General features: G+C 66.4%; 15 protein-coding genes and 2 tRNA genes. 8 read left to right on the top strand and 9 right to left on the bottom strand.

What is annotated here, in order from left to right:
* Positions 1 to 81 precede the first annotated feature (81 nt).
* The gene (locus ABDC78_RS26765) at positions 82 to 420 is read right to left on the bottom strand and encodes a hypothetical protein (protein WP_347133242.1); all 339 of its coding nucleotides are present in this window, start codon (positions 418 to 420) and stop codon (positions 82 to 84) included.
* A gap of 132 nt (positions 421 to 552) precedes the next feature.
* On the opposite strand from ABDC78_RS26765, the gene ABDC78_RS26760 reads away from it, so the two are divergent.
* Positions 553 to 993 carry a TIGR03618 family F420-dependent PPOX class oxidoreductase gene (locus ABDC78_RS26760; RefSeq protein WP_178356958.1) on the top strand — a complete coding sequence of 147 codons (441 nt, stop codon included), beginning with the start codon at positions 553 to 555 and terminating at the stop codon, positions 991 to 993.
* A gap of 2 nt (positions 994 to 995) precedes the next feature.
* On the opposite strand, the gene ABDC78_RS26755 is transcribed toward ABDC78_RS26760, so the two are convergent.
* The 4 genes from ABDC78_RS26755 to ABDC78_RS26740 all read right to left on the bottom strand — a co-directional run bounded on the left by ABDC78_RS26755 (position 996) and on the right by ABDC78_RS26740 (position 3,951).
* Positions 996 to 1,652, bottom strand: a complete 657-nt coding sequence (locus ABDC78_RS26755) for an ATP-dependent Clp protease proteolytic subunit (RefSeq protein WP_178356959.1) — start codon at positions 1,650 to 1,652, stop codon at positions 996 to 998.
* Entirely contained in the window at positions 1,649 to 2,233 is a 585-nt protein-coding gene (locus tag ABDC78_RS26750; RefSeq protein WP_178357217.1) for an ATP-dependent Clp protease proteolytic subunit, read from the bottom strand. Before ABDC78_RS26750 ends, ABDC78_RS26755 begins: the two co-directional genes overlap by 4 nt.
* A 124-nt stretch (positions 2,234 to 2,357) precedes the next feature.
* Positions 2,358 to 3,836 carry a trigger factor gene (gene tig, locus ABDC78_RS26745; protein ID WP_178356960.1) on the bottom strand — a complete coding sequence of 493 codons (1,479 nt, stop codon included), beginning with the start codon at positions 3,834 to 3,836 and terminating at the stop codon, positions 2,358 to 2,360.
* Between the two features lie 38 nt (positions 3,837 to 3,874).
* Positions 3,875 to 3,951: transfer RNA gene (locus ABDC78_RS26740), tRNA-Pro, on the bottom strand.
* 142 nt (positions 3,952 to 4,093) lie between these two features.
* Here ABDC78_RS26740 and ABDC78_RS26735 point away from each other — a divergent pair.
* The 6 genes from ABDC78_RS26735 (at position 4,094) to ABDC78_RS26710 (ending at position 9,524) form a co-directional block, all read left to right on the top strand.
* A tRNA-Gly gene (locus tag ABDC78_RS26735) sits at positions 4,094 to 4,167 on the top strand.
* Positions 4,168 to 4,782: 615 nt separating this feature from the next.
* Complete coding sequence (locus tag ABDC78_RS26730) at positions 4,783 to 6,012, top strand: hypothetical protein (RefSeq protein ID WP_178356961.1); 1,230 nt, start codon at positions 4,783 to 4,785, stop codon at positions 6,010 to 6,012.
* Between the two features lie 186 nt (positions 6,013 to 6,198).
* Positions 6,199 to 7,455 (top strand): NRAMP family divalent metal transporter, encoded by a 1,257-nt coding sequence (locus ABDC78_RS26725; protein WP_178356962.1) that lies wholly within the window; start codon positions 6,199 to 6,201, stop codon positions 7,453 to 7,455.
* Between the two features lie 12 nt (positions 7,456 to 7,467).
* On the top strand, positions 7,468 to 8,268 hold the full coding sequence (locus ABDC78_RS26720; RefSeq protein WP_178356963.1) for a putative hydro-lyase: 801 nt from the start codon (positions 7,468 to 7,470) through the stop codon (positions 8,266 to 8,268).
* Positions 8,269 to 8,329: 61 nt separating this feature from the next.
* Positions 8,330 to 8,641: a hypothetical protein gene (locus ABDC78_RS26715; protein WP_178356964.1), complete on the top strand. Its 312-nt coding sequence runs from the start codon at positions 8,330 to 8,332 to the stop codon at positions 8,639 to 8,641.
* 88 nt (positions 8,642 to 8,729) lie between these two features.
* Positions 8,730 to 9,524, top strand: a complete 795-nt coding sequence (locus ABDC78_RS26710) for a DUF1542 domain-containing protein (protein ID WP_178356965.1) — start codon at positions 8,730 to 8,732, stop codon at positions 9,522 to 9,524.
* 81 nt (positions 9,525 to 9,605) lie between these two features.
* Here the strand turns inward: ABDC78_RS26710 and ABDC78_RS26705 are convergent, their stop codons facing one another.
* From ABDC78_RS26705 to ABDC78_RS26690, 4 genes are all read right to left on the bottom strand, one after another.
* Complete coding sequence (locus tag ABDC78_RS26705; protein WP_178356966.1) at positions 9,606 to 10,400, bottom strand: Fpg/Nei family DNA glycosylase; 795 nt, start codon at positions 10,398 to 10,400, stop codon at positions 9,606 to 9,608.
* Between the two features lie 2 nt (positions 10,401 to 10,402).
* Complete coding sequence (locus ABDC78_RS26700; protein ID WP_178356967.1) at positions 10,403 to 10,876, bottom strand: ribose-5-phosphate isomerase; 474 nt, start codon at positions 10,874 to 10,876, stop codon at positions 10,403 to 10,405.
* A 49-nt stretch (positions 10,877 to 10,925) separates the two neighbouring features.
* Entirely contained in the window at positions 10,926 to 11,369 is a 444-nt protein-coding gene (locus tag ABDC78_RS26695; RefSeq protein ID WP_178356968.1) for a nucleoside deaminase, read from the bottom strand.
* 81 nt (positions 11,370 to 11,450) lie between these two features.
* Positions 11,451 to 12,059, bottom strand: a complete 609-nt coding sequence (locus ABDC78_RS26690) for a DsbA family protein (RefSeq protein WP_178356969.1) — start codon at positions 12,057 to 12,059, stop codon at positions 11,451 to 11,453.
* Positions 12,060 to 12,150: 91 nt separating this feature from the next.
* Here ABDC78_RS26690 and pepN point away from each other — a divergent pair, with 91 nt between their 5' ends.
* Entirely contained in the window at positions 12,151 to 14,736 is a 2,586-nt protein-coding gene (gene pepN, locus ABDC78_RS26685; RefSeq protein ID WP_178356970.1) for an aminopeptidase N, read from the top strand.
* Positions 14,737 to 14,840 lie beyond the last annotated feature (104 nt).

Here is a 14,840-nt window from a genome sequence, read left to right as displayed (position 1 = left end):
CCGGGAACCGTCCGCAACCAACGTACCCGCCTTCGACCGGGTACCTGCGGTCGGCGGCTGTTGGAACGCTCCGAGCAGGTCTCAGCGTCGACCAGGGCCGACCGGCCCGGGACCAACCGGGCCGGGCCCGACCGGGCCAGGTCCGACGGGACCCACCACTCCCCCGACTCCGATGGGGCCGGCGGGACCGACGATCGGGTTCGGGGGGTTCACGTAGACGTTGACGTCGTAGTACAGACACTGCGCCGTGTAGACGTCCCAGTACATGCCGACCGGGCAGACCACGTCGGCGTGGCTGACCGCCGGCGAACCGACGTGCGACAACCCGAACGCCCCGGCACCGGCCAGTACGACGATCGCGGCGCCCCGAAGTATCCCCACCACCATGATCCGCCCCCTGCCGTGTTGAGCTGCGAGCACCAGACTCCCACGCCTGACGGGGTCGTCAATAGCGTTCGGCGCTATTCGACATCATTGCCCCTCCCTGCCGGTCAACCGCGGAGAGCAAAGACGGCAGCGGGTCGTACGGCCCCTCTGTCGTACTCTCCGTCTATGACCCTCGAGGACGCCTTCGCACTCGCCAAGGACGACAACGGTCTGGCTGTGGTGTCGACCCTGCGCGCAGACCTGACGATTCAGTCGTCGTTGATCAACGCCGGGCCGCTACCGCACCCGCAGACCGGCGCATCGACGTTGGGCTTCGTCACCTACGGCAAGGTCAAGCTGGCCAACCTGCGGGCCCGGCCCCAGATCGCTGTGACCTTCCGGGGCGGGTGGCAATGGGCCACCGTCGAGGGGCATGCCGAACTGGCCGGGCCTGACGACCCGCAACCCTGGCTCGGCTCCGGCGACGCGCTGCCGCAACTGCTCCGGGACATCTTCCGCGCCGCAGGCGGCACCCACGACGACTGGGACGAGTTCGACCGGACGATGCGCGAGCAGCGGCGCACCGCCGTGCTCGTCACCGCGACCAGGGTCTACGGCAACGGCTGAGTTCAGGCCGTCTGCGCGGACAGCTTGCGGTATGCCAGCACCGTGTCGATGATGCCGTAGTCCTTGGCCGCTTCGGCGGTCAGGATCTTGTCGCGGTCGGTGTCCTTGCGGATGACCGCAGCATCCTTACCGGTGTGGCGCGCAAGGGTCTCCTCCATCAGGGTGCGCATCCGCTCGATCTCAGCGGCCTGGATCTCCAGGTCGGAGAACTGGCCCTGGATGACGCCGCCCAGAGAGGGCTGGTGGATCAGGATGCGAGCGTTGGGCAGCGCCAGCCGCTTGCCGGGAGTACCGGCGGCGAGCAGCACAGCGGCCGCCGAAGCGGCCTGGCCCAGACACACCGTCTGGATGTCGGCACGGACGTACTGCATCGTGTCGTAGATCGCCATCAGCGAGGTGAACGAACCACCCGGCGAATTGATGTACATGGTGATGTCGCGATCCGGGTCCAGCGACTCCAGGACCAGCAACTGGGCCATGATGTCGTTGGCCGAGGCGTCGTCAACCTGCACGCCGAGGAAGATGATGCGCTCCTCGAACAGCTTGTTGTAGGGGTTGGACTCCTTGACGCCGAAGCTCGAGTGCTCGATGAACGACGGGAGGATGTAGCGGGCCTGCGGCTGCATGCGGGCATCCGTGGATGGGGTGTGATCGGTCATGACACAACTCCGTTGACGTTGGTGCTGGTGATGATGTGATCGACGAAGCCGTATTCGAGGGCTTCCTGCGCCGTGAACCACCGGTCGCGGTCGGAGTCCGCCTCGATCCGCTCCAGAGTCTGGCCGGTGAACTCCGCGTTGAGGCGGAACATCTCCTTCTTGATGACCGCGAACTGCTCGGCCTGGATCGCGATGTCGGCAGCGCCGCCGGTGATGCCGCCGAGCGGCTGGTGCATCAGGATCCGGGCGTGCGGCAGCGCGTACCGCTTGCCCTTGGTGCCGGCGGCGAGCAGGAACTCGCCCATCGAGGCGGCCATCCCCATCGCGTAGGTCGCCACGTCGCACGGTGCGAGCACCATGGTGTCGTAGATCGCCATTCCGGCGCTGATCGAACCGCCGGGCGAGTTGATGTAGAGGTGGATGTCCTTCGTCGGATCCTCGGCGGACAGCAAGAGGATCTGAGCGCACAGCCGGTTGGCGATGTCGTCGTCGACCTGGGAACCCAGGAAGATGATCCGCTCGGACAGCAACCGCTCATACACCGAGTCGACGAGATTGAGGCCCGCTGAGGCGCCACGCATGTCAGTCACGACTGGATACCTGCTTTCTTTACGTACTTAGGACGCGGTGACTCCGTCTTACGAATGACACTAACCAACACGCGCCGCCGGGGAGTCCCCAGACGGTGCCCGTTCGCTGAGAGCGTCACTTCGTGTCGGCAGCCTCCGCGGCATCATCGGCACTCTCGATCTCGTCGACGACGTCGGATTCAACGGCCTCATCGGCGTCGTCGGACTCATCGTCGCCGGCACTGAGTTCAGCGTCCTCATCGACCTCGCCGCTCGCGGCGGAAGCCTGCTCATCCGAGGGACCGAAGAACTCGGCGGTGTCGATCTCGGTGCCGTCGGTGTCGACGACGGTGCCACCGTGGACGATCGCGGCGACGGTGAGGCCGCGGCGGACGTCGGCGAACATCGCCGGCAACTGGTTGTTCTGCTGCAGCATCTGCAGCAACTGCTGGGGCTCCAGTCCGTACTGACGAGACATCAGGACCAGCCGCTCGGTGAGATCACCCTGGCCGACCTGGATGTCGAGCTTGTCGGCGATCGCATCCATCAGGAGCTGGGTCTTGATGGCCTTCTCGGCATTGGTGCGGTTGTCGGCGTCGAATTCCTCGCGGCTACTGCCCTGCTCTTTGAGCGTCTCCTCGAACTTCGACTCGTCGTGGTCGAGTCCGTGGATGGCGTTGTGCAGCGTGTCGTCGACCTGGGCCTGGACCACCTTCTCCGGCAGCGGGACCTCGACCTGCTCCAACAACTCCTCGATCGCCTTGTCGCGGATCTGCTCGGCCTGCTGCACTCGCTTGACGCGGGTGACCTGCTCGCTGAGGCTGCTGCGCAGTTCCTCGATGGTGTCGAATTCACTTGCCAGCTGGGCGAATTCATCGTCCAACTCCGGCAGCTCGCGCACCTTGATCGACTTGACCGTGACATTCACCTGAGCCTCCTGGCCAGCGTGCTCACCGGCGACCAGGGTGGTGGTGAAATCCTTGCTCTCGCCCTCGCTGAGACCGACGATCGCGTCGTCCAGACCCTCGATCAGCTCACCGGAACCGACCTCATGGGACAGGCCTTCGGTCCTGGCCTCGGGAACGTCCTCACCGTCGACGGTGGCCGACAGGTCGATCGACACGAAGTCGCCGGACTCGGCGGCACGCTCGACACCGGTCAGGGTGCCGAACCGCTTCTGCAGGTTCTCGAGCTCGGTGGCGACATCCTCGTCGCTGACAGAGATCGGGTCGACGGTGATCTTCAGCTCCGCCAGATCGGGCAGGTCGATCTCAGGACGGATGTCGACCTCGGCGGTGAACACCAGCTCCTCGTTGTCCTCGAGCTTGGTGATCTCGATCTCGGGCTGACCGATCGGCTGCAGAGACTCTGCGGTGACGGCCTCGCTGTAGCGACCGGGCAGCGCGTCGTTGACGACCTGCTCGAGCACCGAGGCTCGGCCCACGCGGGCTTCGAGCAGCTTGCGGGGCGCCTTGCCGGGCCGGAAGCCGGGCAGCCGGATCTGCTTGGCCAGCTGCTTGAACGCTTTGTCGATGTCGGGTTCGAGCTCGGTGAAGGGCACCTCCACGTTGATGCGAACCCGCGTCGGGCTCAACTTCTCGACGGTGCTCTTCACGTTGCGTACTCCTCTATTGCGGTTCTGGTGGGTGTTTCTGGTCGGGGTGACAGGATTTGAACCTGCGGCCTTCCGCTCCCAAAGCGGATGCGCTACCAAGCTGCGCTACACCCCGGTCGTCGCTGCTTCAACACAGCGCCGGACCACCGGCGATACTACGGCCTGACCACCGCGGGACCACATCGGACCTCATCGGGACTCAATTGGATTTGAGCCAGGCGGGGCCGGTACAGTCTGCTCAGCTTGTGCAGCACATTGCGGGCGTAGCTCAATGGTAGAGCCCTAGTCTTCCAAACTAGCTACGCGGGTTCGATTCCCGTCGCCCGCTCCACCGAACCGCCCCATCAGGCGGTTTTCAGATGCTGGGATTTTCAGGCCTCGGCTTGCTCCCGCGTGCAGCCTCGTCGCTACCGGACGAGGCGCAGGCCGTTCTTTGCTGCATTAGCGCTCGCTATCGCCCCCGGTGCGGCCGTGTCGCCGCTCCGCTGTCGGGTGTAGGTAGATGCCGCGAGAACGTTCGCGTGTCATGGCGATCCGGGGTCTGGCGCTACCAGTCCTGTCGCAGCGTGCGCCGTCGACGTCGACATGCTCCTCGAGCATCTGAGCTGGACGCCCAATAACGCTGCGCCGGCGGCGCGGCTGCAGATCACTCGACCCGCCAACAATGGCAATTAGCTTGTGTCACAACACTTTTGAGGAGTCGCCCTCGGTGACGGAGTCGGTATGTCGATGTTGGTTAGTCGCGCTGATTGTCTTCGCGCCCGGCAACGAACCGATCCGGCCAGCGGTCCGTCTGCTACGGGGCTCGTCGGTGGTCGGTTGGTTGCGGGCACGTCGCGATTGTGGGGTCCGCGATTTCGTCTCCAGGCGCGTAGTTCGGCACTAGAATCTGTTCAGCGCCCATGCCCGCGGCGGTCACGAGGCGCAGCGGGAAGGAAGTCCGGCAATGAAGGCCTTCGCAAACCGAATGGCGACAACCGGCATCGCGCTAGCCAGCCTGGGTGCACTGGTGGTCGCGCCCGCGGTTCAGCCGCCACCGCCGCCGACCGACCCGGTAGTCCGACCTACGGCGGCTGTTTTTCGCCCGGTGGTGCAACCGTTGGCGCAGCAGGCTTTGGTGCAGCAACCGTTAGCCCAGCAACCGTTGGCCCAGCAACCGTTGGCGCAGCAGGCATTGGTAGAGCAGACCAACGTCCTCGGGTCGTTGTTGAGCCTGGACCTGGGCAGGTTCATCATCCCGCCCAGCCTGGGTCAGCCGTTTCCCACACCGGATTTGCCTGGGCCCTCCCCGACGCCCAACGAATTCGAAGACGCCATCATCAACACCTATTTCGTCATCGAGCCGTGGGTGCGCTACGGGTTCGAGGTGGCCACCTACGCTGTCGGCTGGGTTCCCTGGGTGGGCTGGCTCTCGCCTCAGATCATGATCTTCTACAACTTCGGGGAACGCATCGTCGAAAGCCTTGTGGTCAATTCGGCCAACTGGCTCTGGGGTCCGCTGCCCTTCGGAGAGGGCTTGGGGAACATTGCCCGGGACAGCTGGGATGCCCTCGTCCAACTGGGGATCGATGAATGGAACTTCTGGCTGCCGCCGCTGCCGCCGCTGCCGTTCGATGCCCAGCAGACGCAGTCGGCAACCACGGAAGTGCTGGACCCGTCGGTCGCGCCGCCGCCACTATCACCCGAGCTACTCCCCGCGCTTCGCCCTTCGCTCGCGGACGCCGACCCCCTCGCATCGAGCGACGGCGACCTACCCGTCGACGAGTTCGCCTCCGTTCCCGCGCACGGCGTGGTCGCCCCCGCTGATCCGGTGGACGAAGTGCAGGTTCAAGCAGACGTTTCGCAAACCGACGTCACGTCGATTGGTCACGATGAGACGAACCCGTCGGCCGGCACGTCGGATCTGTCCGGCATCACACCGAAGGTCGTCCCGTCGCAGCCGCTGCCCCGTGAGCTCGAACCGTCAAGCAGAAACGCGGAGCCGAACTCCGAGCCGTCCGAACTGTCTACTACAACGTCGAGTGAATCTGTCGGGGAGCCGAGATCTTCGGACAGGTCTTCCGACGACGGCGCGGTCAAGCCCCGCGAACCCAAGAAACGCTCCGACAACCCCAGGGAGCACCGCGCCGCCGATTCGTCTGACGGCACCGCGGAGAGTTCGCAAGGCGCGGCATAGGGCGTAGGTAATCGCTCCGCCGACGTCCGGAGAAAGCGGGCTGACTCGACGTTTCCCGCAGTCCGTCGCCCAACTCCGAGGGTTCATCGGCGCGCCGCTCGGGTAGACGGCAACCAGACGACGGGGTCCTCGACGTGCGACGCACGTGCACCACCAACAATGCCGGTTCGGATCAGGGGAAACGACATGGCGACACCCGAACGCTCCACGCCTGACGCGGCGACAGCGCCCGAGAAGGAACAGACGAACCAGGCGCCTTCCCAAGCGACGAGAACCGCGCTCCTGGGAGCAATGTTCCTGATGGCGACCAGCGCCGTCGGGCCGGGGTTCATCACCCAGACCACCGACTTCACCGTCAGACTCGGCGCGGCGTTTGCGTTCGCCATCGTCGCGTCGATCCTCATCGACTTCGCCGTCCAGTTGAACGTGTGGCGGGTCATCGGGGTGTCCGGGATCCGGGCCCACGAACTGGGCAACCGCGTGTTACCCGGCGTCGGGTACGCACTGGCTGCGATGGTGGTCGTGGGCGGCCTGGTGTTCAACATCGGCAACACCAGCGGCGCCGGCCTCGGCACCGACGCGATGTTCGGCCTCGATCCGCGCATCGGCGGCGCGGTCTCGGCGCTCATCGCCATCGGGGTGTTCCTGAGCAAGCGGGCCGGAGTCGGACTCGACCGCATCGTGGTGGTGCTCGGCGCCGCGATGATCGCCATGACCGCATACACCGCGATCGTGTCGCGGCCACCGCTCGGTGAGGCACTGCGCAACGCAGTACTGCCCGAGTCGATCAACTTCCTGGCGATCACGACCATCGTCGGCGGGACGGTGGGTGGCTACATCACCTATGCAGGCGCACACCGTCTCCTCGACACCGGCGTCACCGGACCCGACAACGTCGGCCGGATCACCAGCACATCGCTGTACGGCATCCTCGTCACCGGCGTCATGCGCACGCTGTTGTTCCTGGCCATCCTCGGTGTGACGGCAGGCGGCGCCGCCCTGTCCGACGACAACCCCACCGCGTCGGCATTCGAGGCCGCGCTCGGTACCGCCGGCGGTGTTTTCTTCGGCGTCATCCTCTGGGCCGCATCCATCACCTCGGTGATCGGCGCCGCGTACACCTCGGTGTCGTTCCTGACGACGTCGAGAACCACGCGCCGCCGCCAGAACATCCTGACGGTCGGCTTCATCGCGATCAGCGCGGCGCTGTTCGTGATCCTCGGAGCGGCGCCGGTGACGCTGCTGATCTTCGCCGGTGCCTTCAACGGGCTGATCCTGCCCATCGGGTTCACGGTGGTGCTGTGGGTGGCGTGGATGCGCCGGGATCTGTTGCGCGGCTATCACTATCCGATGTGGCTGAAGTTGGTAGGCCTCGCGGTGTGGCTGCTGACGCTCTACCTGGGCTGGATGTCGTTGAGCGGCCTGTCCGAGTTGTGGAGCTGAATCGGGGCGACGATGGATCAGACCATTCCCGCCGACCCGGCCGCTGTGCCACCCGCGGACGCCCGTCGCCGGTTCCGGGAGGGGCTGGTGACACCGACGGCGGGATGGTCGGCCGGCTACACCCAGGCCAACCTGATGGCCGTGCCGCGCGAGTACGCCTTCGACCTGATGCTGTTCGCCCAGCGCAACCCGAAGCCGTGTCCGGTGCTGGACGTGCTGGAGCCCGGCGAGTTCTCCGGTCCGCTGCTTCGCGGCGGCGACATCCGCTCCGACATTCCCCTCTATCGCGTCTACGTCGACGGTGAGATGGTCGCCGAGACCACGGATGCGTCCGATCACTGGACCGACGACCTGGTCGCGTTCGTCATCGGCTGCAGCTTCAGTTTCGAAGCGGCGCTGCGGGAATCAGGTGTGCCGGTACGGCACCTCGACGAAGGCACCAACGTGCCGATGTACCGGACGAATCGGATGTGCCGCTCGGCCGGCCGGATCGGTGGACCGATGGTGGTGTCCATGCGACCGATACCGGCTCACCAGATCGCGGACGCCGTCCGCATCACCTCCCGGTACCCGTCGGTGCACGGCGCCCCGGTGCACGTCGGCGATCCCGCGGCGCTGGGCATCGCTGACCTTTCCCGTCCGGACTTCGGGGACGCGGTGACCGCGAACCCCGGTGAAATACCGGTCTTCTGGGCCTGTGGGGTCACCCCACAGGCGGCTGTCATGCAGTCCCGTCCGCCGCTGGCGATCGGTCATGCACCCGGCCACATGTTGATCACCGACCTGAGGGACAGCGAGCTGGTGGTGCCGTAATCGGCGGCCCACCCCGCGGTGAACCACAGGGCTCGTTCCGGGATCTCCACACGATCTCCACGTGAACTCCAAGCCCGCGCGTGTGGTGTGCAAGACGCTGGTGGACATGAACGACTACACCGAAACCCTGTCCAGGCCTGCCCATACGCCCGTCGGCACGGCGATCCCCGACGAGCCCGTGTTCATCGGTGTCGCCGAAGTGCTGCTCGGCAGCGCCGCCGCCGGTTCGACAGTGGGCACTCGTCGGGCCCGCTCCCTACACAACTGGTGGATACACCACGTCGAACGCCGGGCACATCGGCAACGTGCGGTGCGACGCCGGCCGGACTACTTCGAGCAAGCAGCGATGGCGCGGGAGATGCTCCGTCTGTGACAACGGACGCGTTCCTGGAACCACCCCGGCGGCGGTGCGTCCGGTCGATCGCCAAGGCACCGTCCCACCTGTCGGTACGCTGTGAGCCATGGAAGGCGCACTGCTCATTCTCATCCTCTTGGTCGTCGGAGCCATCGGCTTCGCGGTGTACGCCTCGGCGAAGGCCTCGGGCAAGCGCAGCGCGGCCACCCTCGCCGACGCGAAGGCCGACGCCCGCCGCGTCATCGAACGACTCGGCGGCCAGGTGTTCGCCCTCTCCGGCAGCGACGAAGCCTCCAAACAGGCCCTCGCCGACGCATCCGAGCGCTACACCGCGGCGTCGTCACAGATCGACCAGGCCACCACCGCGCGGCAGGCCGAACTGGCCAAGGAGAGCGCCGTGGAAGGGCTCTACTACGTTCGCGCGGCGCGTACCGCGATGGGAATGGATCCGGGACCTGAGCTGGAATTGCTGCAGGGCCAGAAGACCGCAGGCACGGTCACCGAGGACCGTCGGGTCGAGTTCGAGGGGCGCGAGATCGAGGCTTCCCCGATGCCGTCCGAGCGCACCCCCAACTACTACCCCGGCGGGCGCGTCGCCGGGCGGCCAGTGCCCGCGGGCTGGTACTCCGAACCCTGGTGGAAGCCCGCGCTGGTGGCCGGCGCATGGGGTGTGGGTTCGGTGCTGCTGTTCAGCACGCTGTTCTCCGGCATGGGCGGAATCGGGTATGACGCACAGGCATTCGAGAACGGTTACGGAGACGGCTTTCAGGACGGAATGGATCAGGGCGAACTCGGCGGCGGCGGTTTCGAAGGCGACGGCGGCGGTGGCTTCGATGGCGGCTGGGACGGCGGCGGCGGCGGGGACTTCGGCGGCGGCGACTTCGGCGGGTTCGACTTCTAGCGACCCCGCCGGCGCATCGACACTGCGTCGGCGGCGCATCTCACGAACGATTGTCCGCCGGCAGCGCAGCCTGAATGCCGGTCAGGTCTGACAGGTGGGGCACCAGAACAGGTTTCGCCCCTCAAGCACGGTCGTTCGGATCGCGGTCCCACACACCCGGCACGGTTCGCTCGCCCGCCGGTAGACATAGGTTCGCGGACGGCCCCGCCCGTAGGACGGTGTCCCGTGGTCGTCCTCGGGTCGGATGGTGATGATCTTTCCCCGCCGCACACCCACCTTCATCAACGTGACGAGGTCGGTCCACATGGCATCGAACTCGTCGGCGGTGATGGCGGTCCCTGGCCGGAACGGGTCGATGCGGTGCCGATAGAGAAGCTCGCTGCGGTACACGTTGCCCACTCCGGCCATGACGGCCTGGTCCATGAGTAGTGCGCCGATTGTTCTGCGGGACTTGGTGATTCGCCTCCACGCCAGACCCGGGTCGGCGTCCGGACGCAGCGGATCGGGCCCGAGCTTGGCGATCACGTCGGCGATCTCGGGCTCCTCGAGCACCTCGCAGACCGTCGGGCCGCGCAGATCGGTACCGTACTCGTCGCCGAGCATCCGCATCCGAACCTGACCCACAGGCAACGGCAACGGAACGGGCTTCTCGGTGAACTTTCCGTACAGCCCGAGGTGCACATGCACGACGCGGCCACCCTCGTAGTGGTGGAACAGGTGCTTGCCCCAGGCGGTCGCCTTCTTCAGGACCCGTCCGCTCACCATGGCGGCGCCGGCTTCGAACCGCCCCTGCGGACTCGACACGAACACGGGCGCGCGGCCGAACCGACGCTGATGCTGGCGGGCGAGCCGGTGCAGCGTGTGCCCCTCGGGCATGTCTAGGCGCCGGGCACCGGCGGTGCGACGTGAGTGCGCTCGTACTCGGCGAGGATGTCGATCCGGCGCTGGTGGCGCGGTGCTTCTGACCACTTGGCGGCCAGGAAGGCGTCAACGATCGCCAGCGCCTCCTCAGTGGTGTGCATGCGGCCGCCGATGCCGACCACCTGTGCGTTGTTGTGCTCGCGGGCGAGCGAGGCGGTCTCGGTGCTCCACGCCAGCGCACATCGGGCGCCGGGCACCTTGTTGGCCGCGATCTGTTCACCGTTACCGGAGCCGCCGAGCACGATGCCCAGACTCCCCGGATCGGCGACGGTTTTCTCGGCGGCGGCGATGCAGAACGCCGGGTAGTCGTCTTCGGCGTCGTAGCTGAAGGCGCCGCAGTCGACGGGTTCGTGCCCGGCGGCCTTCAGGTGCTCGATGATGGCCTGTTTCAGCTCTAAACCGGCGTGGTCGGCCCCGAGGTAGACGCGCATGCGGACACCCTACATTTCCACGTTCCCCGCGAGCGCGCGTCAGCCTGACCTACTCACCGATGTCCTCCGCCCACAGGTCCGGGTTGGCCGCGATGAACTCACGCATCATCGTCACGCATCGCTGGTCGTCGAGAAGTGTGACCGACACCCCGTTCTCGGCCAGCCAGTCGTGTCCGCCGGTGAAGGTCTGACTCTCGCCGATGACCACGGCGCCGATGTTGAACTGCCGAACCAGCCCGCTGCAGTACCAACAGGGCGAGAGTGTGGTCACCATGGTCGTCGAGCGGTAGCCGCGCTGGCGCCCGGCGTTGCGGAACGCGTCGGTCTCGGCGTGAATCGACGGGTCGTCGAGCTGCACCCGCCGGTTGTGCCCGCTGCCCAACAGCGATCCATCGGCCGAGAACAGGGCCGCCCCGATCGGGATACCGCCCTCCGCCAAACCTTTTCGCGCCTCTTCGACCGCAACATCGAGCATCTCCAGCGGCGATCTCATTCCGTCTCGGCGGCGACCTTCGAGCGACACAGAGCCAAGTATGCGGCCCCGGCGAGCAGGAATCCGACAAAGAACCTGAACCTAGTCGAAGGTGGGCGCCTCGGTCCGGGTGCGCTTGAGTTCCCAGAAGTGCGGATAGGACGCGAAGATCACCGAGGCGTCCCAGAGCTTGCCCGCATCCTCACCGCGCGGGATCCGGGAGAGCACCGGGCCGAAGAACGCCACGCCGTTGACGTGGATCGTCGGGGTGCCGACATCCTCCCCGACCGCGTCCATGCCGGCGTGGTGGCTGTCACGCAGCGCCTGGTCGTAGAACTCGGAGTTCGCCGCCTCGGCCAGTTCCGCGGGCAGCCCGACCTCTTCGAGGGACTCCTTGATGACGACATCGAAGTCCTTGACATCGTTGTTGTGGATCCGGGTGCCCATCGCCGTGTACAGCGGGCCGAGGATCTCGGCGCCTTTGGCCTGCTCGGCGGCGATCGCGACCCGTACCGGGCCCCACGCCTTCTTCATCATCTCCAGGTACTCCTCGGGCAGATCCCTGCCCTCGTTGAGCACCGCCAGACTCATCACGTGGAAGGCGACCTCGACGTCGCGGACCTTCTCGACTTCGAGAATCCAGCGAGAGGTGATCCAGCACCACGGGCACAGCGGATCGAACCAGAAATCGGCGCGGGACTTCTCGGACATAACGTTCCTCTCCTCGAACCTGTGACAGACGTCCTTGGAGACAACCACCGAGGCCGGTGGCGTCTTCCCGGTGAGGCTAGTGTTGACGAGCGTGGCCCTTCCTAATCTGACCCGCGACCAGGCTGCCGAGCGCGCCGCACTCGTCACCGTCGACAGCTATCACATCGCCTTGAACCTCACCGACGGCGACGGCAAGCCCGGTGAACAGACGTTTCGCTCGCTGACGACCGTCGAGTTCGACGCGCTCACCGGCGCCGACACCTACATCGATCTGGCGGCCGCCACGGTGCGAAGCGCCACCCTCAACGGGGTCGAAATCGACGTGTCGGGGTATGACGAATCCACCGGCATCCCGCTGACCGGCCTGGCGGCACGCAACGTGTTGGTCGTCGACGCGGACTGCCGCTACTCGAACACCGGCGAGGGTCTGCACCGCTTCGTCGACCCCGTCGACGACGAGGTGTATCTGTACTCGCAGTTCGAAACCGCTGACGCCAAGCGGATGTTCGCCTGCTTCGACCAGCCCGACCTCAAAGCGGCGTTCGACATCACCGTCACCGCGGCCGGGCACTGGGAGGTCATCTCCAACGGCGCCACCATCAGCGCCCAGCAGATGGGTGAGACCAAACGTCACACGTTCAAGTCCACCCCCCGGATGAGCACCTACCTGGTCGCGTTGATCGCCGGACCGTACGCACGCTGGGACGACGTGTACTCCGACGACCACGGCGACATCCCGCTGGGGATCTTCTGCCGTAAGTCGCTGGCCGAGTACATGGACCAGGATCGGCTCTTCACCGAGACCAAGCAGGGATTCGCTTTCTACCACAACAACTTCGGCCACCCCTACGCCTTCGGCAAGTACGACCAGCTGTTCGTCCCGGAGTTCAACGCCGGCGCGATGGAGAACGCCGGCGCGGTGACGTTCCTCGAAGATTACGTCTTCCGGTCCAAGGTGACCCGGGCGTCCTACGAACGTCGCGCCGAGACGGTGCTGCACGAGATGGCGCACATGTGGTTCGGTGACCTGGTCACGATGCAGTGGTGGGACGACCTGTGGCTCAACGAGTCCTTCGCGACGTTCGCCTCAGTGCTGTGCCAGGCCGAGGCCACCGAGTACACGCAGGCATGGACGACGTTCGCCAACGTCGAGAAGTCATGGGCGTACCGGCAGGATCAGCTGCCGTCCACCCATCCCGTCGCCGCCGACATCCCCGACCTGCACGCCGTCGAGGTGAACTTCGACGGCATCACCTACGCCAAAGGTGCCAGCGTCCTCAAGCAGCTGGTGGCCTATGTCGGCCTCGAAGCGTTCCTCGCCGGTCTGCGCGACTACTTCCGCGACCACGCCTTCGGCAACGCCACCTTCGGCGATCTGCTCGGCGCCCTGGAGAAGTCCTCGGGCCGTGACCTGTCCGGTTGGGGTCGGCAGTGGCTCAAGACCACCGGCCTGAACACACTGCGGCCGGACTTCGACGTCGATACCGACGGCAAGTTCACCCGATTCGCGATCGATCAGGGCGGCGCCAAGCCGGGCGCAGACGAGACCCGGGTCCATCGGTTGGCCGTCGGCATCTACGACGACGACGGATCCGGCAAGTTGGTGCGGGTGCATCGCGAAGAACTCGACGTCGACGGATCGACGACCGAAGTGCCTGCGCTGCAGGGAACCCCACGCGGAAAGCTGATCCTCGTCAACGACGACGACCTGACCTACTGCTCGCTGCGGTTGGATCCCGATTCGCTGCACACGGTGCTGACCCGCATCGCCGACATCGCCGAACCGCTCCCCCGCACCCTTGCGTGGTCTGCGGCGTGGGAGATGACCCGCGACGCCGAACTGCGCGCCCGCGACTTCGTCGCGCTGGTGATGAGCGGTCTGCACGCCGAGTCCGAAGTCGGCGTGGCGCAACGCCTGGTGCTGCAGGCGCAGACCGCGCTGGGCTCCTACGCCGATCCCGGCTGGGGGTCGGAGAACGGCTGGCCGGCATTCGGCGATGCGCTGCTGGACCTGGCGCGGGAAGCTGCCCCCGGATCGGACCACCAGCTGGCGTTCGTCAACGCGCTGTGCAGCTCGGTGCTCGCACCGAACCATGTGGCGGTGCTGTCGACGCTGCTGGACAACGAGCCCGCAGCGGTGAACATGGCGGGCCTGGTCATCGACACCGACCTGCGCTGGCGCATCGTCACCGCGCTGGCCGCCAGCGGAAACCTCGATGCCGACGGTCTGGAGACACCCTTCATCGACGCCGAGGCGGACAACGACCGCACCGCCGCGGGACGACGTGCGGCCGCCGCCGCAGCGGCGGCACGGCCGCAGGAATCGGTCAAGGAAGCAGCGTGGCAGCAGGTCGTCGAGGACGACACGCTGGCGAACATCACCGCGCGATCGATCATCGGCGGCTTCGTGCGGCCCGGCCAAGGTGAGCTGCTCGCACCGTTCCGGGATCGGTACTTCGGTGCCATCTCCGGTGTGTGGGAACGACGTTCGAGCGAGGTCGCGCAGACGGTGGTCATCGGGCTGTACCCGTCGTGGGACATCAGCCAGGCGGCACTGGACGCAGCTGATGAGTTCCTCGCCGACTCCTCGGTGCCTCCGGCGCTGCGCAGGTTGGTGCTCGAGGGACGGGCCGGTGTCGAACGTGCGCTGCAGGCACGGGAGTTCGACGCCGGGTAGCAGACCCGCTTGGAGCGCGGCTGCCGGTCACTGACCGGCGGCCGACGCGTCGCCCGACGTGAAGCCAGGGTCGTGGTCGATGGACGAATCACGACCGGGAACGC

Origin of the sequence: Mycobacterium sp. DL (genome assembly GCF_039729195.1) — a bacterium.
Lineage (GTDB): Bacteria > Actinomycetota > Actinomycetes > Mycobacteriales > Mycobacteriaceae > Mycobacterium > Mycobacterium hippocampi_A.
Note: the sequence above shows the minus strand (reverse complement) of the source record. Positions and strands in the feature narration are given on the sequence as shown.

Bases quoted from the DNA above. Each gene is read 5' to 3' on its own strand.
- ABDC78_RS26720 (WP_178356963.1), top strand. From the start codon at position 7,468: ATGGATCAGACCATTCCCGCCGACCCGGCCGCTGTGCCACCCGCGGAC.
- ABDC78_RS26725 (WP_178356962.1), top strand. From the start codon at position 6,199: ATGGCGACACCCGAACGCTCCACGCCTGACGCGGCGACAGCGCCCGAG.
- ABDC78_RS26755 (WP_178356959.1), bottom strand. From the start codon at position 1,652: ATGACCGATCACACCCCATCCACGGATGCCCGCATGCAGCCGCAGGCC.
- ABDC78_RS26700 (WP_178356967.1), bottom strand. From the start codon at position 10,876: ATGCGCGTCTACCTCGGGGCCGACCACGCCGGTTTAGAGCTGAAACAG.
- ABDC78_RS26760 (WP_178356958.1), top strand. From the start codon at position 553: ATGACCCTCGAGGACGCCTTCGCACTCGCCAAGGACGACAACGGTCTG.
- ABDC78_RS26710 (WP_178356965.1), top strand. From the start codon at position 8,730: ATGGAAGGCGCACTGCTCATTCTCATCCTCTTGGTCGTCGGAGCCATC.
- ABDC78_RS26750 (WP_178357217.1), bottom strand. From the start codon at position 2,233: ATGCGTGGCGCCTCAGCGGGCCTCAATCTCGTCGACTCGGTGTATGAG.
- ABDC78_RS26705 (WP_178356966.1), bottom strand. From the start codon at position 10,400: ATGCCCGAGGGGCACACGCTGCACCGGCTCGCCCGCCAGCATCAGCGT.
- ABDC78_RS26695 (WP_178356968.1), bottom strand. From the start codon at position 11,369: ATGAGATCGCCGCTGGAGATGCTCGATGTTGCGGTCGAAGAGGCGCGA.
- ABDC78_RS26730 (WP_178356961.1), top strand. From the start codon at position 4,783: ATGAAGGCCTTCGCAAACCGAATGGCGACAACCGGCATCGCGCTAGCC.
- ABDC78_RS26690 (WP_178356969.1), bottom strand. From the start codon at position 12,059: ATGTCCGAGAAGTCCCGCGCCGATTTCTGGTTCGATCCGCTGTGCCCG.